General features: G+C 35.8%; 17 protein-coding genes. 8 read left to right on the plus strand and 9 right to left on the minus strand.

Translation table 11 applies throughout. The annotated features are described in order from the left end of the window. Positions 1-342: 342 nt before the first annotated feature. The 8 genes from M2372_RS25000 (at position 343) to M2372_RS25035 (ending at position 8499) form a co-directional block, all read left to right on the plus strand. Positions 343-1209: an RNA polymerase sigma factor RpoD/SigA gene (locus tag M2372_RS25000; RefSeq protein WP_002979276.1), complete on the plus strand. Its 867-nt coding sequence runs from the start codon at positions 343-345 to the stop codon at positions 1207-1209. A gap of 64 nt (positions 1210-1273) precedes the next feature. Further along, a complete protein-coding gene (locus tag M2372_RS25005) occupies positions 1274-1699 on the plus strand; it encodes a hypothetical protein (RefSeq protein ID WP_123319052.1) in 426 nt (141 codons plus the stop codon). A gap of 61 nt (positions 1700-1760) precedes the next feature. Further along, positions 1761-2993, plus strand: a complete 1233-nt coding sequence (locus tag M2372_RS25010) for a hypothetical protein (RefSeq protein ID WP_123319051.1) — start codon at positions 1761-1763, stop codon at positions 2991-2993. Positions 2994-3009: 16 nt separating this feature from the next. Continuing rightward, entirely contained in the window at positions 3010-3801 is a 792-nt protein-coding gene (locus M2372_RS25015) for a hypothetical protein (protein ID WP_123319117.1), read from the plus strand. 16 nt (positions 3802-3817) lie between these two features. Next, positions 3818-4411, plus strand: a complete 594-nt coding sequence (locus M2372_RS25020) for a hypothetical protein (protein ID WP_123319116.1) — start codon at positions 3818-3820, stop codon at positions 4409-4411. A 9-nt stretch (positions 4412-4420) separates the two neighbouring features. Then, positions 4421-4921, plus strand: a complete 501-nt coding sequence (locus M2372_RS25025) for a GNAT family N-acetyltransferase (protein WP_115971463.1) — start codon at positions 4421-4423, stop codon at positions 4919-4921. A 330-nt stretch (positions 4922-5251) separates the two neighbouring features. Then, the gene (locus M2372_RS25030) at positions 5252-6370 is read left to right on the plus strand and encodes an FAD-dependent monooxygenase (protein ID WP_123319050.1); all 1119 of its coding nucleotides are present in this window, start codon (positions 5252-5254) and stop codon (positions 6368-6370) included. 95 nt (positions 6371-6465) lie between these two features. After that, positions 6466-8499, plus strand: coding sequence for a S9 family peptidase (locus M2372_RS25035; protein WP_123319049.1), 2034 nt, complete (start codon positions 6466-6468; stop codon positions 8497-8499). A 483-nt stretch (positions 8500-8982) separates the two neighbouring features. Here the strand turns inward: M2372_RS25035 and M2372_RS25040 are convergent, their stop codons facing one another. The 9 genes from M2372_RS25040 to M2372_RS25080 all read right to left on the minus strand — a co-directional run bounded on the left by M2372_RS25040 (position 8983) and on the right by M2372_RS25080 (position 22148). Further along, positions 8983-11775: a multicopper oxidase domain-containing protein gene (locus M2372_RS25040; RefSeq protein WP_123319115.1), complete on the minus strand. Its 2793-nt coding sequence runs from the start codon at positions 11773-11775 to the stop codon at positions 8983-8985. A 103-nt stretch (positions 11776-11878) separates the two neighbouring features. Beyond that, positions 11879-12352, minus strand: a complete 474-nt coding sequence (locus tag M2372_RS25045; protein ID WP_115971460.1) for a DUF3347 domain-containing protein — start codon at positions 12350-12352, stop codon at positions 11879-11881. 118 nt (positions 12353-12470) lie between these two features. Further along, positions 12471-12851, minus strand: coding sequence for an HYC_CC_PP family protein (locus M2372_RS25050; protein ID WP_228455677.1), 381 nt, complete (start codon positions 12849-12851; stop codon positions 12471-12473). Positions 12852-13005: 154 nt separating this feature from the next. After that, the gene (locus M2372_RS25055) at positions 13006-15243 is read right to left on the minus strand and encodes a TonB-dependent siderophore receptor (protein ID WP_115971459.1); all 2238 of its coding nucleotides are present in this window, start codon (positions 15241-15243) and stop codon (positions 13006-13008) included. Positions 15244-15286: 43 nt separating this feature from the next. Beyond that, complete coding sequence (kdsA, locus tag M2372_RS25060) at positions 15287-16096, minus strand: 3-deoxy-8-phosphooctulonate synthase (protein WP_123319048.1); 810 nt, start codon at positions 16094-16096, stop codon at positions 15287-15289. A gap of 66 nt (positions 16097-16162) precedes the next feature. Beyond that, a complete protein-coding gene (locus M2372_RS25065) occupies positions 16163-16474 on the minus strand; it encodes a hypothetical protein (RefSeq protein WP_148060746.1) in 312 nt (103 codons plus the stop codon). 31 nt (positions 16475-16505) lie between these two features. Then, positions 16506-17030 carry a DUF1697 domain-containing protein gene (locus tag M2372_RS25070; RefSeq protein WP_123319046.1) on the minus strand — a complete coding sequence of 175 codons (525 nt, stop codon included), beginning with the start codon at positions 17028-17030 and terminating at the stop codon, positions 16506-16508. A 54-nt stretch (positions 17031-17084) separates the two neighbouring features. Then, a complete protein-coding gene (locus tag M2372_RS25075) occupies positions 17085-18572 on the minus strand; it encodes a hypothetical protein (RefSeq protein ID WP_123319045.1) in 1488 nt (495 codons plus the stop codon). Positions 18573-18662: 90 nt separating this feature from the next. Then, a complete protein-coding gene (locus M2372_RS25080) occupies positions 18663-22148 on the minus strand; it encodes a DUF2723 domain-containing protein (RefSeq protein ID WP_123319044.1) in 3486 nt (1161 codons plus the stop codon). Between the last annotated feature and the right edge of the window lie 116 nt (positions 22149-22264).

Here is a 22264-nt window from a genome sequence, read left to right on the forward strand (position 1 = left end):
ACAAAAAATTACCCTTTTCCAGGGATTAAAAAAATAGCACAAACAATGCAGCGTTTTTATTACCTGAAAAAAGGTGCAGAATTATAAAACCCCTATAAGATGAGCTCCAGAGGATGGAAATAATAGAAGACATTCCATTATAGAATTGTATTAAAGGATAATTTTCATTCTTTTTATCCTGGATTATCTTCTTTTCTTTCTATTTTTCAACTTCTGAATCTCTGTTCCACGCTCATCTATTAGCATTCAAATTAAAATATTAATAAAAAAGTAAAACTAGTGTAACCTTTTTGTATTTCCAAACGTATAATATATAGTAACTCTTTTTTGAGGATAAAATAAATGAGACAATTAAAAATCACTAAGCAGGTTACCAACAGGGAAACTGCTTCATTAGACAAGTATTTGCAGGAAATTGGTAAAGTGGAACTGATTACTGCGGACGAGGAAGTAGAATTGGCACAAAGAATACGTGCTGGCGACAGAGCTGCATTGGAAAAATTAATCAAGGCCAACCTTCGTTTCGTAGTTTCTGTATCTAAGCAATACCAAAACCAAGGTCTTTCCTTACCCGATTTAATTAATGAGGGTAACTTAGGATTAATGAAGGCGGCAAAAAGGTACGATGAAACTAGAGGTTTCAAATTTATCTCTTATGCAGTATGGTGGATCCGTCAATCAATTTTACAGGCGTTGGCTGAGCAATCAAGAATTGTAAGACTTCCGTTGAACAAAATTGGTTCCATCAATAAAATTAATAAAGCATACGCTCACCTTGAGCAGGAAAATGAAAGACCACCTTCTCCGGAAGAATTGGCTGAAGTTCTTGACATGAGTGAGGAAGATATCAAAGAATCTATGAAAAACTCCGGTAGACACCTGTCTATGGATGCACCTTTGGTAGAAGGTGAAGATTCTAATCTTTATGATGTATTACGTTCAGGAGAATCTCCAAGTCCTGATAAAGACTTAATGCTTGAATCTCTTCAAATTGAGATTGAAAGAGCATTAAACACTTTAACTCCAAGGGAGGCTGATTTGGTTAGACTATACTTCGGACTGAATGGAAAACACCCAATGACTTTAGAGGAAATTGGTGAGACTTTCGATCTTACAAGAGAGAGAGTTCGTCAGATCAAAGAAAAAGCAATTAAGAGACTAAAACATAATACCAGAAGTAAGATCCTTAAATCTTACTTAGGTAAATAATTTTAGCGCAAACAATTTTATAAGCGGAGTCTGTTTTCAGGCTCCGTTTTTTTATTTTTGTATTATGGATACAGATTTTTCTTTACTTCTTGCCGGAGCCGTTTTACTTTTTATTCTCATCAGTATTGGTATTTCTCTGTATTTAAAACAGAAGCGGAATCTCTTCTTCCGTTATATGAAAAAAAGAAAACATCAGCTTGTAAAAAATGTTGAGATCAGTTTTGAAAACCAAACAACAATTGATGTTAACCTTACCTACAGAGGTGCCGACATTATTTTTTTAGAGGATGAAATTTTTGTAATTCCCTTCAACAGACCTATTTTACATTTGAATAGTAATCCAGAGATTATATTGCCGGGCACTCAAAAATTTAAAATTAATTCCAGATCCATATCCAACGATCTGTTGGAAGTAAAAGTAAATGATGACATCGGAAGTATGCAGATTCTTTTAAATCTAAAAAATAAGAATATTGATTCATACTGCTGATAAGTATTTGTAACAATCTCCAAAGAAACCTCAACTAATATCCATATAATAAAAAGATTACATGACTACTCTACCATTTGAAAATAAGATCACTAAAGATAAAAACGTACTTGTTATTCTACAAAATAATGAGAATATCAACTCTGAACTTCAATACCTTATCAACAATTTCTGCGGACTGGTTATCAATACTTTCTCCGATACAGCCATTGATTTTAGTAATAAAAAGATCTATGCATGTGGAGATTTCAGTACGCTTAAAGAAATAACTCCTTTCATTCATATTATAGAAGATTTTTCAACTCAATATGAAAATATGAGTCCTGAAAAATATAAATTAGTAACCTTGGGAGAAGTCCCCGTTATAATCAGCAATGCCGGTGTTTATTACAGAAAGCTGTTTGTTGGTGACCGTAATTTTGATATGATTAAATCTGAACACAATTTTCAGGAACTTACAGAATCCAATAAAGAAAGTAAAGCTTTAAGAAAAGGAATCTATCTGAGTAAAGTTGCTAAAGAGACTACTGAAGGAGGCAAAGAAGCTTTTCATTACAATCTTTTAAGATGCTCAAGTAATTTAACAGGCCCCACAGATAATTTCCGCACTACCGATACAAAAATTATCAGTATTTTAAACCAGTGCATTCTGGAAACGTTCGAACACGAAACCAATCTGAATCACGCTTTGGTACAGATCTATGAGAACAAAAAGAAAACAGCAGATTCTGAAAAGGAAGTAAAAGCTAAGATCAAAGCCCATTCGGATAAAACGAAAGATATGCCGAAGGAAGGACTTATAGTATTTTGTACGTTCTATGATGATTCCAATACAGATCCATTAAAGCCTTCTGTTACAGACCCATTCGATTGGTGTTATAAACAGACAAGTGCATTAACCCGACTGCATTTTAAGCTAAAGAAAACAGTTGAGGATGATTCTCTGGAGAAAGAATTCACTGTACCCCTATATCCTAACTCTGCATTTTTGATCCCGCTTTCTACCAACAGATTGTATACTCATGAAATCAAGCCATCTGTTTTGGGAGTTGACCAAATTCCTATCAGAATGGGCTATGTGGTTCGATGTTCTAATCTTGAAGCGATGCATACAGATGATCAGACTTATATAAAAGACAATGGTCAATTTATTAAGCTTGAAAAAATGACTCCGGAACTTCAGGAGGAGCTGCGTAATTCTTATTATGAGGAAAATGTATCTGAAAAGATGGTGGAATATGGCAAAATTCATTTCAGCATGAACTCCGGTGATTATGAAAAACCTATTTTTTAATCTGCAAACAAAAAAAATGGACTTCGCTGAATTTCATACAATTACACTTCCAACAGATCAAAATCTGTTTAATGAGCTTATTCATTCTGCAGATTTTGAAACTACAGGAAAAGGCAGGCTTGGAAATCATCTGGTAGATGTACAGGATGAAAATATTCCGGTTGTAAGAACCACTACCCGATTTACTACTCCAGCTGTTACTTTCTCACCGCTTCACCATCGGCTTGTTGCGGAAATTAATGATACGCTGTTGGCCAATCATATTGAAATCCCTGTACAGAGTTTCAATAATGCTCTCATTGAAGTGTATGATTCTTCATATTCTAAAATGGGTTTTCATTCTGACCAGGCTTTAGATCTGGAAGAGAATTCTTTTATTGCACTTTTTACCTCTTATGAACGACCGGATGAACTTAAAGAGTCTCATCTGAGAAAACTTGTTATTAAAGACAAAATAACAGAAGAGGAATCTGAAATTATATTGCATCATCATTCTGTTGTTTTATTTGCTATTGAAACCAATAAACGATTCCAGCATAAAATCATCCTGAATGTACCACCAAATTCAATTATAAATCACAATAAGTGGTTAGGCATTACATTCCGGACTTCAAAAACACATATCCGGTTCAGAGATGGAAAACCTTATCTTTCTACCGGAGAACCTCTTACATTGGCAAATACTGATCAGGAATCAGAATTCTTTAAACTGAGAGGCCGGGAAAACAGGGAACTGGATTTTGCTTATCCAGACTTACAATATACCATTAGCAATGCTGATCTTCTGGTTCCCATCACCAAAATATAATTATAAAATAATCACAATGAAAAAAATACTTTTTGCTTCTACATTCGTTTTATCTTTACTTTCCTGTAAAGAAAATAAACCACAAAATAAACCGGTTATAGAAAATGCTATTGATAACGCAGAATCTTCAGTTTCAGGCTCATTTGAAAGTTACCGTGGTGACAATCTTATTGATAATACTTATTCTGAACTGATTAGGAATGATAAAAGTCTTAAATTACTTGATGATAAAATAATAAAAACTCAGCAGGAAACCGGGAAAACTCTGGAAGTATATGATAAAATAATCAGTACATCTGAATCTTTTTACCTGCAAGCCAGGAACCGTGCAAAATCAATTACAGACTCTCTGACCAAACAACAAGTTGAAAAAGAAATTAAAGCTAGTGCAGATCAATACAACATAAAAATCAGAGATGTAAATCTCCTTATTGCTCAGGTTAATAAAAACAATACTGAACTGAACAACTTATATACCGCTTTTAAGCTCAGAAAAACACTTACTGAAATTGAAAAATATCAAAATGCACATCCTTTAAAAACGGACAGTCTGAATCAGTTGATCAACAGACAGAATAAGTTGCTTGAAGAATTAAAAAAATTAAAATAAAGACATCTTATGAACTATACTACACAATGGCTTACCGATAAAACCCGTGTTAAAGAATTGGTAGACTTTTTTATCACCCATAAAACAGACTCATACATTTCCCATGGCGAAATGATGTCTGGACGAGCAATAGATTCTCATCATTGGAATCCGGATCTTGATGTTATTTTAACAGAACAGCTTCTTACCGATTTCAACTCTGATGGAAGCACTAAACTGAATATTTTAATTGCAGAAGACGAGAACAAACAAATTGTTGGAATGATGGTTTTCAATGTAATCAACAGTCCTTTTAAAAAGTATGCGATTCTGGAAGATATGCTTTTGGACCAGTCGGTAAGAGGACAGTCTTTGGGAAGTAAACTACTGGAAAAAGCTATTGAAGAATCTAAAAACTGGAATATCAGCTTCATTCTGCTGGAAAGCGGTGTTGATAATCACGGTGCCCATCATTTTTTTGGTAAATACGGTTTCCAAAAAGTATCTGAAAGTTATATACTGACATTATAAGTTTTAATAGGAGTTGGAAATACGCGAAGACGCTAAACAGCCTGGATATATGGAAATCTTTTTAAGGCGCCAGGATTTTATCTGCAATAAAATTGAATGCTCCTTAATTATTGCCACGAATGCACGAATAATTTTATTTAACTATAAATTTTATGTTTTTATGTGGTTTAAATAAAATCTTAGATACATAGAATTTTGTAACAAAAAATAATTGAAACCTCTTACTGAAAATCGTTGATTTTCTTGCGCCTTAAAGCAGCATCTAATTTAAAAAACTTTGCGCTATTGCTTATTTCCAACAACATTACACTACATTTCACAAATTAAACAATGAATACTATTTCAATCATCGGAGCCGGAATTGGCGGACTTACTTTAGGAAATGTCCTTAAACAAAATGGATACGATTTTACCATCTACGAATCTGCACCGGAAATAAAGCCTGTAGGAGCTGGAATCATGATGGCCGTTAATGCCATGCAGGTCTTTGACAAACTAGGTTTAAAGGAAAAAATTGAAAATGCAGGAAACAAAATTCATAGAATTATTTTATCCAACGAATCGCTGAAACCTTTTTCAAAAACGGAGATTCTTGAGCTCGAACAACAATACAACTCCTGCAATGTGGCAATTCATCGTGCAGAATTACAGCGGATTCTTGCAGAAAACCTGAATACAGATTCCATTCAGCTTAACCATTCTTTAGGGAAAATTGAAAAGAAGGAAAACTATATTTTAGATTTTGAAAATGGAAATCAGATTGAAAGCACGACTGTTTTTGGTGCTGATGGTATCAAATCTCCTGTCCGGAATCAGATCTTTAAAACAGGAACCATAAGAAATGCCGGCCAGAAATGCTGGCGTGGTCTTGTAGATTTTGAGCTGCCTGAAGAACATCATCATGAAGCTTTTGAAATGTGGGGAAAAGGAAAACGTTTCGGTTTTATAAAAATATCCGAGAAAAAGGTTTACTGGTATGCCTGCATCAATGAAAAAAGTTTCAGCAGATACTCAGGGATTGCAGACATTTTTAGAGACTTTGATCATTTGGTGTTGAAACTGATAGAAGCGACACCAGAGAAAAACATCATCTGTAACGAAATTTCAGACCTCACTCCTATTCCCCTATGGTATGCCGAAAACCTCTGTCTGATTGGAGATGCAGCACATGCTACCACTCCCAATATGGGACAAGGTGCCTGTCAGGCCATTGAGGATGCTTATGTCATCGGCAGACTACTGGAGAAAAGCAGGGATTTCAATGCTATTTTTGAAGAATTTCAGAAAATCAGAAGAAAAAAAGTAGATTATATTGTGAATACAAGCCGTAGCATCGGAAAAATTTCTCAATGGGAATATGGAAACTCGTTGCGAAATTTCATGATGAGTTTAATTCCTGAAAATATCAACCAAAAGATGGCAAAAAAAATCATTGAATTGGATATATAAACTTAATTGTCACATTTTCAACTAAAAAAGAATCAAAAATTCATATTTCTTTAGAAATTATTGAGTAAATTAACCAATATCAAATTAAAAAAAATATGAAAAAAATCTTTTATGTATTGCTCCTAATGATAGGGTTTCAAAGCCTTCGGGCACAGGAAGCTCAATTATTGGACCGAAAACTTTTTTTTGGAAATCCTGAAATTTCCGGGGGGCAGCTAAGCCCGGATGGGAAATGGATCTCATTCCTGAAAGAACATGGTGGCATCATGAACATTTGGGTCAAAAAGTTCGATGAATCTTTTGAAAAAGCAAGACCATTAACTGATAGCAAGCGACCATTAAATGGATATTTCTGGTCGGAAGACGGAAAATATATTTTGTATGTAAAAGATAAAAATGGAGATGAGAATCTCAATATTTTTGCCGTAGATCCAATGGCGAAAGCAACCAATGACGTTCCTGAATCCAGAAATCTGACACCACTTAATGAAGTGGCTGCTCAAATATACATGGTCAGCAGAAAAGATCCTGATCTTCTAATGATCGGATTAAATAACCGTGATAAAGCATGGCATGACCTGTACTCACTAAAAATTTCTACCGGCGAACTGAAAAAGGTCTTCGAAAATAAAGACCGTATTACGGGATACGATTTCGACTGGGATGAAAAGCTTAGAATTTTAAACAAAACCGATGATAAGGGAACCACTCAGTTTCTGTATAAAGATGGGGATAAACTGACTCCCATCTATGAAACACTAGTCACTGAAGAAGCCTATATTCCCAACTGGAACGAAGATAATTCAAAGTTCTATCTGGTAACCAATAAGGGAGATCTGGATCAATCTGCATTATTCCTGATGGATCCAAAAACCAAGCAGATCACGAAAATAGAAAGTGATCCTAAAGGAAAAGTAGATTTCGGCGGCTTATCTGCAGACAGAAATACAAGAAAAATTATTTTCACCTCTTACACCGGTGATAAGACTGAATACTACTGGAAAGATAAAGCGTGGGAAGCTAATTATAAATTCCTACAGAGTAAATTTCCTGGTAAGGAAGTTAATTTTTCAAGCTCTACAAAAGATTATTCTAAATTTTTAATCTCGGTTTGGGGTGACAACTCAGTTTCTGAGTCTTATTTCTTCGATACCAAAACAAAAGAATTAATTTTCCAGTACACCCCAAGGCCGGAATTGAAGAAAGTTGAAAAATATCTGGCTTCCATGACTCCAATCCGCTACAAAAGCAGTGACGGACTTGAAATTCCAGCTTATTTGACTTTACCAGCGGGATCTTCGGGTAAAAATGCACCTGTAGTAGTTCTGGTACATGGAGGACCAAAAGGACCTAGAGATTATTGGGGATATAATTCAATAGTACAGTTTCTTGCGAACAGAGGCTATGCCGTACTGCAGCCTAACTTCAGAGCTAGTGGCGGATATGGCAAAAAGTTTCAGAATGCAGGTGATCTGCAATGGGGAAAATTGATGCAAGACGATATAACATGGGGCGTAAAACACCTGATTAACAACGGAATTGCTGATAAAAACAAGGTAGTTATTATGGGAGGCAGCTATGGCGGTTATGCTACTTTAGCCGGATTAGCATTCACTCCGGATGTATATGCTGCAGGAGTGGATATTGTTGGGCCAAGCAACCTTTTCACTCTATTGGATTCTGTGCCTGCTTACTGGGAATCTGCACGGGCCTCTCTTTATGGTATGGTAGGTGATCCAAAAACTGAAGAAGGTAAAAAGCTAATGCATGAAGCCAGCCCGTTATTCAGTGTCAATAAAATCAATAAACCTTTACTGATTATTCAGGGAGCTAATGATCCGAGAGTAAAGCAGGCTGAGGCAGATCAGATTGTGATTGCCCTTCGAGATAAAGGTAAAAAAGTAAATTATATTTTAGCTGATGATGAAGGACATGGATTCAGAAAACCAGTGAATAGCATGGCGATGTATGCTGAGACTGAAAAGTTCCTTTCTGAAGTTATTGGCGGAAGATATCAGAAAGATATGCCTGAAAACGTAGCAAAACGTCTAAAAGAAATGACAGTTGACATTGCAAAAGTGACCTACACTCCAGCAGTGAAGAATCAGGAAGTAAAACCTAACAAATAAATAATAAAATTCAATATACAAAGCCACCTTTCAATGAGGTGGCTTTTGCTTTATAATATTACTGAAACAGTCAAATCTGTTTATAAAAGATAGAGGCTTTATCTTGAACCATGGATTTCACAGATTTTCACAGATGATTGTATCCTATTAAACATGATCATAAAATGTGCAAAGTCAGCAAGATCCGCGGATATAAAAAAGTATCGCAGACCTTATTCGCCTGCTTTATAATTTCATGATTATTTCCTCTCAATCATCTTTACTCTGTGAGAAATAAAATTTTTAACTTTTACTAAAGGAAAGGACTATGATTACAACAAAATTCAAAGATTTAAACACTTAAGTAACTTTAAGCTTAAAACATTTTGTATAAGAAATACACTTAAATTTTTGAAAATCAACGATTTTCTTATTCGAAAGCATCTGCGAGAGATCATTCATCCCTTATAACGAAAAAACCGCCTCAATGAGACGGTCTTTTATTTAATAGGTTAAGGTAACACCAGCACCCCAGCCCATTTCATTATCATAATTTCCGGAAATAGATAGATATTTCTGAACGATATATCTTATTCCTGTTGAAAATTCTCCATCGGAATTGACACTGAAATTTCCTCTGAACCTTCTTGAAAGCGGAATATCTTCTCTACTCAGTTCCAGCAATACTTTTCCGTTGTGGTCTACACTGGCATCAGCTGTAATCAACATGGGTAATACATACTGCATCCCGATCATAAAGGCATATCTGCTTTTTGAAGCTTTCTGCTGCCCGAACCAGGTTTTCTTACCATGAAAATCCATTCCCATATCTTCTGCCATCCGGCGTTCCATAATCTCATGGTTTTTCTGGACTCTGAACCCTGCATAAGGTAATGCCCACTGGAATTTCCCTAAGAAGCGTCCTACTTTTGCACTTCCTTCAAAATGGTCAAAGTTCCAATTCGTATGAAATTCATTCAGGTTGGCCCATCTTGGTCCAAACATGGTCATGGTTTCTGCATGGATTTTATTGCTTGCCACATCCAGCATCGCCATAGAGCTTACCATTTTATTGTCTTGCAGAAAATTCTTCCAGGCTAATTTTCTGTTGGGAAGCTGTGGATTGGGTTTTGAATTTTCATAACTGAAGATTCTTCCCATTCCGGCCATCATATGGTATAAAATATGACAGTGGAAGAACCAGTCACCATCCTGATTCGCTGCAAATTCAAGAGTAACAGTTTCCATCGGCATGATATCTACTACATTTTTTAGCGGTGAGTACTCTCCTTTTGAATTAATCAATCTGAAATCATGTCCGTGAAGATGCATCGGGTGACGCATCATAGAATTATTATACAATTTAATTCTTACAATCTCTCCCTTTTTGATCAGAATTTTATCCGTTTCTGTCACCGTTTTGTTGTCCAGGGTCCATAGATAATGGTTCATATTTCCTTCCAGGGTAAACTTCATTTCACGGATACTGTCTGTAGGAAGGATTGTTTTTTCAGGAGATTTTAAAATATTATAAGACAATCTTTTGATAGTTTTTTCTTCCTTCATATCCATTCCTGCATGCTGAGAATGATCTTCTTTCTTAGTTTCTTCTTTTGTTTTTACTCCCATCATCTCATTGATATGTTTCGCAGTCGTTTTTCTCTGACTTTCCGGAATTTCAGGGTACATTACTTCATTCATATCCATCATCTGATTTCCCATCGTCATAGTCATCGGCTTCATATTTCCGCTCATTTCCATCATTCCGTTCATCATTTTCATTCCTTCAAAGAGCATCAGTCTTGGTAAATTAGGTGCTTCTACCTTTTCACCGGAGCCCAGCCAGAGTGAAGCGTGTCCAATCCTGTCTTCTGATGTGGCACGGAACTCAAAGCTTTTATTTTCAGGGATGGTTACTTCAATATCGTAGGTTTCAGAAACTCCGACAATCAACCGGTCTACTTCTATGGGAACCACATCATTTCCGTCATTTCCTACCACTTTTATTTTGCCACCACCATAATTCAGCCAGAAATAAGTGGATGAACCGCCATTGGCAACTCTTAATCTTACTTTATCTCCTGCTTTCAGGTTAGAATAATCCGAGCTTGGAACTCCATTGATTAAGAATTTATCGTAATAGACATCACTTACATCCATCGCTTCCATTCTTTTCCATTCATTTAGGGCCTTTGTACCGAAGTTTCCGGACTTAATGGCTTCCCAATAACTCTGCACTGCATTTTTCTTCACAGCATACCAGTCTGTATTGGCCATATGAAGCCTGCGGGCAATCTGCATTGGATCATCATCACTCCAATCTCCTAATAATACAGGGATTTCTGCATTATATTCTGTTTTGGGTTCGCCTTCTCTTTTTTTAAAGACCAAAATTCCATTCATTCCGATCTGCTCCTGTAATGCTTCATGTGAATGATACCAATAGGTTCCGTTTTGAGAGATTTTAAACTTATATAAATGTGTTTCTCCAGGTTTTACAGGTTTTGTGGTAAGATAAGGAACCCCATCATGTTCATTGGGAAGAATCACCCCATGCCAGTGAAGTCCTGTATTTTCCTTAAGCATATTGTGCAGGTAAATTTCTGCAGTATCTCCTTCTGTAAAATACAGGGTTGGAGCCTGAAGTTTACCATTGATCGCAAGGGCTCTTCTGTTTTTTCCTGTAAAATTAACGATGGTGTCTTTTACATACAGGTCATAACGAACCGTTTTTCCGCCAAAAGTAAGTTTTCCGTTCTCAGAATTTCTTTTTAAAACAGACTTTTCTTCTTTTGGATCTTCAACTACAGCATGTTGATGGTTTTGTTTTTCCACCAGCTCCATTCCACATTTAGGACACTTTCCCGGTTTGTCTGAAATTACTTCAGGATGCATTGGGCAAGTATAAGTGGTTTGAGCCTGCGTTTTAGGTTCTGATGAAGATGAAACTTGGGGTTGCTTGCCTGATTTTAAAACAGGTTTAGCCACCCGGGCCGGTTCTGCTTTCCCTACTGTATTTACTTTCTTAGCTTCTTCAGCCTTTTTAACATCAACTTTTGCTTTATTTACTTTTGCTTCTACAGGCTTTGTTTTTGTTTCTACTTTGGGTACAGGTTTTACTGCTGGCTTTGCCACAACTTTCGGCTGTATTACAACTGTTTTCTTTACCAATGTCATTTTACATTTCGGGCAGTCTCCAGGTTTTGAAGAGACTACTTCAGGATGCATAGGACAGGTATAATAGGTTTTTGTGGTTTGTGCGAACGTAAAAACAGAGAACAAAAGCACCAGAAACATTATTAGTTTTTTCATAATATTCCGAACTTTTAGAAGTTGCAGAGCTTAAAGTTTAAAATAAACTAAACTCTACAACTTATTGTTTTAAAGATTAATACAATACTTATTTAATTTCTGACTTTACACTTCCGCATGAAAGCATAGATTTCCCATAGTATGGATTCATGATCTGCTTTTCATCACTCAACCAGCTTCCGTCAGCCATTGGGCAATATTGTACATACACCGGTTTTTCAGAAAGCTTAAATTCTTTGGTCAGGGCAATCATATTGTCTGAAAGGTTAAGAAAAGTCTCTCGTTGAGCAGCAACATTTCTAGCTTCTGAAATGACAGAAGCATCTTTTCTAAGAATATTAAGATTACCTTCTGAAACCAATTTATAATCGATGGCAGAAGCAGTTTTAATGAATTCTGTAGCAGCTTTTGAAGTTTTATCAGCATCATCTGAAGCTAAAGCAGATTTGATCGCGATATAGTTCTGATAAAGCTTTGAAACCTGAGCATCTTTTTTAGATTGTGCTGAAAGTGAAATAACTGAAAATAAAGATAGGGCTGCTGTAATGATATACTTTTTCATTGTTTTAAATTTTAGAATTAATTTTTTAATAAAGAATAAGGATAACGCACAGGAAATGCGTCAGGACATGTCGTTCTGTAAGGATGTTATCATAACACCGGAAACGGACGGACGGATTCTAAATTCTAAAATTACAATGATTGATATAGATAGGTACCGGTTTGTATTCCGGTGGTCCATTGATTTGGATTTGTGTAAACTTAGTAGCAGAGAAAGATTTATCTACAAAGACGAAATGATGGGTTACAGGAATTTCTGCAATCTGACCTAAAAAGTCAATATTAAGCAGATCAGACTTTTGTGAGTCATCTACTTTTACCACTTTGATCTCTGTCTTGCAGCATCCTTTTTTATCTTTTACGCCGCATTTACCACAAATATCATCAACCTTCTGACTTACAGAAACAAATTCCTTCATACAATAATGAATACTAAATGCTGCTCCGGAAGAGAATCCGAAGTAGAAAATAGAGAATAGTATGGCAAGAATCTTTTTCATTATGAGACAAAGTTAGAAATATCCGTGAAACCGTTGTTATAAAATTCTGTAATCTTGTTATAAAATTCTGGCAAATAAAAATCCTCTGAATTATTTTTCAGAGGATTTTTCTATTTTTAACTGCTCTCACTTTATCATGCAGATTGAGCATATATTATAGTTTAAATTCTAGCTTCACATTGAAGAAACGCCCTGTAAGACGTACCGGAACCGGATACATATTGTTTGTATTATAATCTGTGATCCATTGGTTAGCAACGGTATTATTGATATTAAATGCGTTGAAAACCTGAACTCCTAAAGATAATTCCTGGAAATTACCCCAGAAACCTGACTTTTTATTTTTATCCTTTGGATCAATGAATACTTTTGTCAATCCAATATCTACCCTTTTATAAGCTGGTAATGTTTTCTGATAACTGTATGCAGAATTGAAATCCGGCTGTCCGTTATCATTAAACATAACAGGAGATCCCGTTGGTAATCCCATTGCATATACTAAGGTAAGGTTTACCCTCATCGATGGGAACTGTGGCATGTAATCCTGATAGAACATCGCTACCCTGAATCTCTGATCTGTAGGTCTTGGGATATCTCCTCTCCCATCAATATTTTCATAAACTCTTGCGTAACTGGCAGATAACCAAGAATCTACACCCGGAACAAATTCACCGAATAATCTGGTATCAATTCCATACGCATATCCTTTGGCATTATTCTGTCCTGAATAACGGATTCTCACATTATCCATATAATAAGGAATCAGGTTATCCATCTTCTTGTAATAAAGCTCCGTTGTTAATTTAAACGGTCTGTCATACATATAGAATTCGTAGTCATTGGAAAGAATTGCCTGGATAGATCTTTGCGACTTAATATTTGGGTTGAAATTTCCGTCTAAATCTTTAATTTCCTTATAAAATGGAGACTGATAATAGATCCCTCCGGAAAGTTTAAATAACATATCAGTATCCCAATCCGGTTTTATTGCAAACTGGACTCTTGGTGAGAAGATCGTCTCTTTATTGAAACTCCAGTTGGAAACTCTTACTCCGGCATTCAAAAATACCTTGCTTGCTCCCCAGTAAAATTTTTGGGAATACTGAGCGTAAGCAGATAGTCTTGTAGGCTCAATATTGTTTTTTCCGGCAATATGATAGAACATTCTAAGATCTCCTGTTGTAGTTCCTGTTCTCGGATCAATAACTTCCGGTCTTGGAAGGCTGTATCCGGCAGAATCTACCAGTTTCCATTCATTGGTAAGATCTTTAAGGTTTTCTTTTTCGTATTTGAATCCAACCTCGATATCTGTATTTACATTGGGAGAAAACTTAGCTCTGAACTGCGTTCCGTAAGTTCTTACAAATAAATCATTTCTGGCATGTTCCGTCTGACCTCCAACATCATAGCTGGAAATCGGTTCCTTCGTTACCGGATCAAATGTCTGAAGATCATATTCTGAACGGATGGTATAATATTCTCTTTCCCTGTTCTGGTAAGAAAAGGCATCCAATGTAAGCTTCCATCTGTCTGCCGGCTTATAGTTCATGGAAAAAGTTCCCATCATATTCTTGTACTGGTCATTTTCTTTACCCGCATATCCTATATTTACAGTGATAGGCTGCTGAAGGCTTCCGAAAGTAACACTTTTCGCCTTGGGAATCATTTCATAATCATTCTTGGAATAATATCCAATGAATGACATGGAAAGCTTGTCATTAACATGATAATTCAGATAAGACTGGAAATCCCAATACGTAGGATTAAAGTCTGTATCTTCCTTTAGGGTATTCAGAACAAGATTGGTATTTCTGTATCTTCCTGAAAATAATGCGGTAAACTTCTTATTCTTTGAAGCCAAACCGGTTGTTAATCTTCCTCCGATTAAACTTGCTTCTCCGGAAACCTCAAATTTCTCAGGTTCACGGTAATAGATATTTAAAGCAGAAGACATTTTATCACCATATTTAGCTTCAAATCCTCCTGCTGAGAAGTTCACTGAAGAAACCATATCCGGATTGATGATACTCATCCCTTCCTGCTGAGAGTTTCTGATCAGAAAAGGTCTGTAGATCTCAATATCATTGATATAGATAAGGTTTTCGTCATAGTTTCCACCACGCACCATATATTGGGAAGACAGCTCAGTATTGGAATTTACGGAAGGCAGCGTTTTGATCAGTCCTTCAATTCCACCACTGATAGAAGCGACTGCTTTCGCTTCTTTTGCTGAAATTTTCACATTGGTAAGGTCATTGGTTCTTCCTGTTGTTTTTTTCTGGAAGACAACTTCCTCTATATCGGTTACTTTGGTCGCTGTATCTCTTTTTCTCTGTTGAGAGAAAATCAGCATTGGGACCATAAGGCTTAGCGGTAAAACTAGTTTTTTCAAAAGAAATATTTTAGAATTTCTAAAATTAATGTTTTTTTAACAATTACAAAATCGATTCTCTAATTCTTGTTAATTTTTGTAATAAATCTTCTAATAAATCCAGTCTTAACATGTTGGCTCCATCAGATAGTGCAGTTTCCGGAGTTGGGTGGGTTTCGATGAAAATTCCGTCGGCTCCTACTGCAATTCCTGCTTTTGCAACCGTTTCAATAAGATCCGGTCTACCTCCTGTTACTCCTGAGCTTTGGTTAGGCTGCTGCAATGAATGTGTAACATCCAGAATTACAGGCGCATATTCTCTCATGGTAGGAATTCCTCTGTAGTCTACAATCAGGTCTGTATATCCGAAGGAATTTCCTCTTTCAATGATCGCTACTTTCTGATTATCGGAATCTGTAATTTTCTGAACTGCAAACTTCATGGATTCCGGTGAAAGGAACTGTCCCTTTTTTAAAGACACACATTTTCCTGTTTTTGCTGCTGCAACCAATAAGTCTGTCTGACGTACCAAAAATGCAGGGATCTGAAGAACATCCACATATTGAGCTGCTAATGCTGCATGCTCATTTTCATGAATATCCGTAGTAGTAGGAATATTGAAAGTTTCTCCTACTTTTCTAAGAATTTCAAGGGATTTTTCTTCTCCAATGGTTGTAAAAGAGTCTACACGGCTTCTGTTCGCTTTTTTGAAACTTCCTTTAAAAATATAAGGAATATTATACTTGTCTGTAATGTTGATTACTTTTTCAGCAATTCTCAATGCCATATCTTCTCCTTCAATAATACAAGGTCCGGCAATAAGGAAAAAGTTCTTTGAATCTTTGTGCTGAATATTATCTAAATACTGAATCATTTTGTTGTAATTAAAAAGTTCAGTAAAAATACTGAGAAAGTTTCAGACTTGGAAATTATTTAAGGTTTAAGAGTAATTAAAAATTTCCTGCATCAATGCCACGTAAAAAATTGTAATGATAAATGAAATGGATAAAAATATAAGAATGTAAAGAGGATATTTTTCGATTCCAAAACCATTTCTCGTCAATAAATGAGCTAAAAAAATCAATGTATAATAACCTGAAATTGTCACAAAAACCTCAAGTATTTCTCCTGAATAACTCAACGCAACCACTACAGAAAGCAGGGAAACAATAATCAGCAACAGACCGAAAAGCTTAAGCCTTTTTAATGGATTCGGAAATACATAATAATAGAAGTTCGCAACTGCAAACATAATGACCAGGTAAATAAGTCCACCCAGCACTTTAAAATTTCTTTAAAATTTTCTCAAACGTATTGACATTTCTGCTAGTCATTTGATCTTTCAGACTTTTCTTTCCTAAGATTTTTCCAAAGGTAGAATCTAAAGTATTCCCTTTCGGAACCTGCCAGTAAAATATATCATTAACGATTTCAGCCTTTTCGTTTTCTGCCTGAGCAGCTTTTTTAAATTCTTCCATCAAAATATTTTCCACACCAGGCATTCCGACAAAACTATAAATATGAAGATCTTCATTTTTTTCAAAAGGAATCCCCTTCCAGAAAGATTCTGTTTCTTGATGAGATTTTATAAACAGAAATGCTTCGTAGGAAAAATACTCTGACATTGCTTTTTCAAGAATTATTTTTAATTCATCAGCACTTTTATCAGAGGAAAATACAATATTTCCTGAGGCCAATATGGAAATAACATCCTTCATTCCGGCATCTTTAAAGACCTGGCAAACCTCTGCCATTTTCATGTTAGTTCCTTTTACATTGACACCGCGGAGAAAAGCACAATATTTCATTTTTTCAGGTTTTAGAATTTTAGAGGGATGCTATTTATAAATACTCTTCGATTTTTAATCGACTCTGATATATAAGTTATAGTCTGTTCCGGAAGGTTTCAGATTATAGATCTTTTCCAATATTTTGTTATCGCTTTTCAGGTGATCTTTTACTCTGAATTCTTTCAACAATTTATAATGGGTCTGGTAATAGTCTGCATTCTGTCCTTCATATAAATTCTGGTAGGAAAGCAGGTATTTCGGTTTCCTGTTTTTTACCGTATTGATCCAATAATTTGTTTTATCTTTTTTGATTTCTTCCTGAATCTGTTTATCTACCAGACCTACTTCATCAATGGTTTTTAATCCTGAAAAATAAGGCACATAACCTGCAGGCTCCAATAAAATCCATTGATTTTTATCTTTCTCATATTTATTTAAAAATACTCCAATAGTTCTGCGATAGTTCCATTCTCCATTTCCTGTTGCAATGCAATGAACCGTCTGGAAAGCCAGCATCGGAACAATATAAAATACAACAAGCAATGATAACCATAAGTTTCTTCTCTCTTTCTGCTCCAATACAAAAATAAAAACCGGAACAAAAAGTAAAAGCTGTGGCACCCAGTAATACCAATCAAACAAGCTTTTCTGAGAGATAAAAACAATCTGTTTTACCCATCCGAAAATAAAGATCATCCACAGGAAATAATTTCTCTTTTCTCTTTGTCTGATCAGGTAAATAAAACAAAGCAGTTCAAAAATAAGGACAATAACCGTGATGGGATTAAAAGCACCCGGAACTTTCAGCATTCCCCAGAAATTACCAAAACTTACCAGGAAATAATCAAGATGCTCTCCGAAGGTCAGCTGTTGTTCGTAAAGTAATTTTTTTGCAGTAATGGTATTATTGACAACTTCTCCAAAGTAAAACCAGTTGAAAGCAACTGTTGATAAAACGCCTAAAATTCCACCAAAAATATAGTTCCATCTTATTTTTCTGTTCCAAAACAGGTCAACTAGAAACACAATTCCAAGGAATATGACTGTATCTACTCTTGTAAACATAATCAGGATCGGAAGAAGGGTCAATACCCATTTTTTTCCTTTGTTGAAACCATAATACAGGAGGGACATTTCCAGAAAGAAAAGAATTCCGTACTCCATTCCAAGGATTGAGATCTTAATGGCTGGTGGTAGAATTCCGATTAAAAAAATGAAAACAGCCTTATGCCAAGGGTTTTTAAGAACCAGATGGGATAAGAATAATGTTCCTATTGTAAACAGGATGGAATTAAAGATCAAAAGGGGTTCAATAAAATATTCCTTCCCAAAAATCAGGTTGAAAATATAGGACACAAAAACGTACAGGTGCGTCGTAGAAGCAGAGATTTTAGTATCTCCATTGAAACCGATTACACCATAGTCCAGTAAATTCTGGGCTACTCTCCAGGTGATGAAAGCATCTTCCTGAATGTAATGCGTCAATAAGAAAAGAAGTTTAAAAACCACCGTAACGATTACGGCATATATTGGGAATCTGCTTTTTTGTGTTTCTGCCATTATGCATTTTTAGTTTCACAAATATAATCTTAAAATTCAGGATTCCCAATAACAAAAAAACGGAACCGAAGTTCCGTTTTTAAAAATGTTTTATTGTGTTGCTTTAATTATCGCTGAAGTGATCTGATCTTCTTTTTCCTTGGAATAAGTGGAATCAAAAGGCTCCATGACATCAAATAAATACTGATAGAATGGCGTGATCTTTTGAACATCTTCAGATTCTTTCATTGCTTTTTCTTTGCCCATCTGCTGAAGTTCTTTTACAAAAGCATTGAATTTTTTGTCGATCGGCTCAATGGATTTTACCAGATAAGCATACGCTTTTTCTTTCTGTCCAATCTTCATATAAGCATCTGTAACCGCTGCTACAACAAGAGAATATTCCATTGGTTTTGTTCTCATCTGTCTTCTTAAGTAGCTTTGATCAGACTTGGAAAGACTTAGATAATAGTCATACTCATCAAAGATTCCTTTTTTAAGTACTTCTGCCAGCTGCAATCCTTTCTGCTCTTGTCCTGCAATGATATATCCGGTTACAATTGAGCTTAATGAACGTGGATCATTGTATTTTTCAGCAGGAATTTCTTTTGCTGCAAGATCCAGAATTTCTAATGCTTTTGCTTTCTGTCCCTTTAATGCCAATGCTGAAGCGGCTCTGCTTGCTGACATTCTGTAGCTGATTATATTAGAAGTTGCTGTTTCATCAAAGTGAGCACTCAGATCTTTAAAGTTACCCCATCTGAAGCTTTTCACTACATTATAAAGATTCTCGGCATCCACTCTTCCCATATCTCCGTCTGCTGATGGTAAAGTTTGAATAGGAATCAATCTGTAGCTGAACCCGTCAAACTGAAGATAATCATTAAGATAGAAAATATTTTCACTGTCATAGATCCCTCCTGAAGAGAAGTTAATTGGGCGTTTCCAGTCGAAGTTCGCCAATAAATCCATTAGAATCAGGTTGTTTTTATATAATGTATTTCCTTTGTAAGTAATCATAATCTGATTCGCTACCTTCGAAAGATCTTCCTTATTGATAATTCCTGCTTTTAAAGCATTCTCTTTATTTACAGGAAGGATAAATTTATTAACCGGAAGAATATTATATTTTTCATATTTCTCTTCTCCGAAATACATTTTCAGTAACTGATCTTTTTCAGGAGATTTGAATTTAATAAACTTAATCGCTTCTTTCAGTGTTAAAGAATCCTGTGTAAGATATTTTCTGAAGTCCTGGAATTCTGTATCCGGAACACCTTGCTCTTTCAGCATAGAGAAAACTCCTTCCCAATCTTCCTTCTTCATCATATAGATCTGGTCGTTTACTCCGTCTCTGTAATCCTCGTGAGTCAATTCACTTGGAATTCCCATTGCGTTATACGTTCTTCTTTTTACCTGGTCAAGATTCCAAGGCGTTGAAGCAAGCGTAAAGTTAACCACTTTTACATCGTCTCTGAATCTTTCCGTTTCCTGGATTGCCCAAACCGGATACGTATCATTATCACCATACACGAATAGAATACCGTTCTTTGGTAATGATTTTAACACTGAGTAAGCATAGTCGTATGCGGTATATCTGTTACTTCTGTTGTGAACATTATAATTCTGGAAGCCCATCATAAAAGGAATTCCTAACATAACAACTCCCAGGGCAATATTAGCACCATTAGATTTGATCTTAGACTGTACGAACCACAAAATAGCTCCTGCTCCCAGTCCGATCCAGATGGCAAAGGCATAGAATGAACCTACCATTGCATAATCTCTTTCTCTCGGTTCAAAAGGTTTTACTCCTGTATAGAAGACAATTCCGACACTTGTAATAATAAATAAGGATAATAAAGCATAGAATCTTCCGAAATCTCTGTTTAGTTGGAAAAAGAACCCGACTAGCCCTAGGATTAACGGAAGGAAGAAAAATGCTACTGTACTTTCATTCTTGAATTTTGCAGGCATTTTATCCTGATTTCCTACGTTTACATTATCAATAAACGGAATTCCGGAAATCCAGTTTCCTTTTGTGATTTCCATGTTTCCTTCAAGGTCATTCTGTCTTCCCACGAAGTTCCACATCAGGTATCTTACAAAATAATATCCGTTCTGGAAGGAAATAAAGTAATCCATATTCTGAAGCAGTGATGGCTTCTGAACATTGATAAGGTTATAAGGTTTTACCTTTAAATAATCTGCAGCAGTAATAGATTTATCATCATATTTCGCTCTCAGCTCATCAAAGATCTGTTTAGCCTGAGGGTTGTCTGCCACATCTTCATTCGCATAATTGAATGTAAAATCAGGAGCTCCGTACATTGAAATGTAGTTGGCCATTACATCTTTATCCTCATTAAACATTCTTGGCATTAAGCTTATCTGAGACTGACTGAAAATATAGTTGAATCGGTCTCCTGTCTTTCTGTAGGTTCCCGTTTTTTCATCTTTTTCGTAGATTTCTCCGGTCTTTTTTGTTTTAAAGCTTCCGTCTTCGTTCTTTTGGATTCCGTTGGCATCAAGGAAAGCAGTATAGTTTTGTCCGTAAATTGTTGGCCAATCCCCATATTGCTCTCTGTTATAATAATCCAGCATACCAATTGCAGTATCCGGGTCATTAAGGTTCATTGGCGGATTAGCATTCGCTCTGATTGGGATTACCATCCAGCAAGAGAAACCAATCATCATAAAAACTACAGATAAAGCAGCTGTTTGATAAATATTCTTTTTTGCTTTTCTCGCATACTTAATCAGGAAATAGCAGATTGCTACCATGATGATAAATGCTGCAATAGTTCCTGAGTGGAAAGGAAGTCCAAGACCATTCACAAAGAAGATCTCAAGTCTTCCGAACATCGTCATAATCAAAGGGAAAATAATTTTGAAAACGACGATCAGAATTCCCAATGTAATAAGGTTTGCCCAGATAAAATTCTTCCAGGTAAACTTATAATTTCTTGCATAATATACAAGACATACCATAGGAGTTGCCAGCATACACATCATATGCACCCCAACGGAAAGTCCTAAAACGAAGAAAATTAGAATAATCCATCTCTCACTGTCTGCTGCCTGATACTCATTTTCCCATTTCGTAATCAACCAGACCAAAAGCGCAATAAACATAGAAGCCATTGAGTAAACCTCACCTTCTACTGCCGAGAACCAGAAGGTATCTGAGAAGGTGAAGCAAAGTGCTCCTACCGCTCCGGCAAATAAAATAGAGATTTCCTGATGTTTTGTAATTTCTTCAAAATCTTTGTTGAGAAGCCTTCTCACAAAATGAGTGATCGTCCAGAACAAAAATAAAATAGTCAGCGCACTGAACAATGCAGACATCGCGTTGATTACGATGGAATAATTTTCGCCTTTCCCTAATGCAAAAATGGCTGCCACGGCACCCACTATCTGGAATAAAGCTGCTCCGGGAGCGTGCGTTACTTCAAGTTTTACTGCAGAAGAAATGTACTCGCCACAATCCCAAAAACTGAAATTGGGTTCTATTGTGGACAAGTACGTGAAAAACGCAATGACGAAAATCACCCATCCTAAAACGGTGTTCCATTGCCTAAAAGTCCAATTTTTCATAGTATTAAATCAATTATGCGAAAATAAGGCTTTTATATTATTTTATATTGTTTTTAACAAAATTTAAAAACTTGGCGCAAAATTTGCGATTAAACTCGTGCTAATACTGTAAACAG

It is taken from the genome of Chryseobacterium sp. BIGb0232 (genome assembly GCF_024810195.1).
Taxonomy (GTDB): Bacteria; Bacteroidota; Bacteroidia; order Flavobacteriales; family Weeksellaceae; genus Chryseobacterium; species Chryseobacterium pennae.

Bases quoted from the DNA above. Each gene is read 5' to 3' on its own strand.
- M2372_RS25050 (WP_228455677.1), bottom strand. From the start codon at position 12,851: ATGAAAAAGATTCTTGCCATACTATTCTCTATTTTCTACTTCGGATTC.
- M2372_RS25045 (WP_115971460.1), bottom strand. From the start codon at position 12,352: ATGAAAAAGTATATCATTACAGCAGCCCTATCTTTATTTTCAGTTATT.
- M2372_RS25040 (WP_123319115.1), bottom strand. From the start codon at position 11,775: ATGTTTCTGGTGCTTTTGTTCTCTGTTTTTACGTTCGCACAAACCACA.
- M2372_RS25015 (WP_123319117.1), top strand. From the start codon at position 3,010: ATGGACTTCGCTGAATTTCATACAATTACACTTCCAACAGATCAAAAT.
- M2372_RS25025 (WP_115971463.1), top strand. From the start codon at position 4,421: ATGAACTATACTACACAATGGCTTACCGATAAAACCCGTGTTAAAGAA.
- M2372_RS25035 (WP_123319049.1), top strand. From the start codon at position 6,466: ATGAAAAAAATCTTTTATGTATTGCTCCTAATGATAGGGTTTCAAAGC.
- M2372_RS25010 (WP_123319051.1), top strand. From the start codon at position 1,761: ATGACTACTCTACCATTTGAAAATAAGATCACTAAAGATAAAAACGTA.
- M2372_RS25000 (WP_002979276.1), top strand. From the start codon at position 343: ATGAGACAATTAAAAATCACTAAGCAGGTTACCAACAGGGAAACTGCT.
- kdsA (WP_123319048.1), bottom strand. From the start codon at position 16,096: ATGATTCAGTATTTAGATAATATTCAGCACAAAGATTCAAAGAACTTT.
- M2372_RS25005 (WP_123319052.1), top strand. From the start codon at position 1,274: ATGGATACAGATTTTTCTTTACTTCTTGCCGGAGCCGTTTTACTTTTT.
- M2372_RS25065 (WP_148060746.1), bottom strand. From the start codon at position 16,474: ATGTTTGCAGTTGCGAACTTCTATTATTATGTATTTCCGAATCCATTA.
- M2372_RS25030 (WP_123319050.1), top strand. From the start codon at position 5,252: ATGAATACTATTTCAATCATCGGAGCCGGAATTGGCGGACTTACTTTA.
- M2372_RS25070 (WP_123319046.1), bottom strand. From the start codon at position 17,030: ATGAAATATTGTGCTTTTCTCCGCGGTGTCAATGTAAAAGGAACTAAC.
- M2372_RS25020 (WP_123319116.1), top strand. From the start codon at position 3,818: ATGAAAAAAATACTTTTTGCTTCTACATTCGTTTTATCTTTACTTTCC.
- M2372_RS25080 (WP_123319044.1), bottom strand. From the start codon at position 22,148: ATGAAAAATTGGACTTTTAGGCAATGGAACACCGTTTTAGGATGGGTG.
- M2372_RS25075 (WP_123319045.1), bottom strand. From the start codon at position 18,572: ATGGCAGAAACACAAAAAAGCAGATTCCCAATATATGCCGTAATCGTT.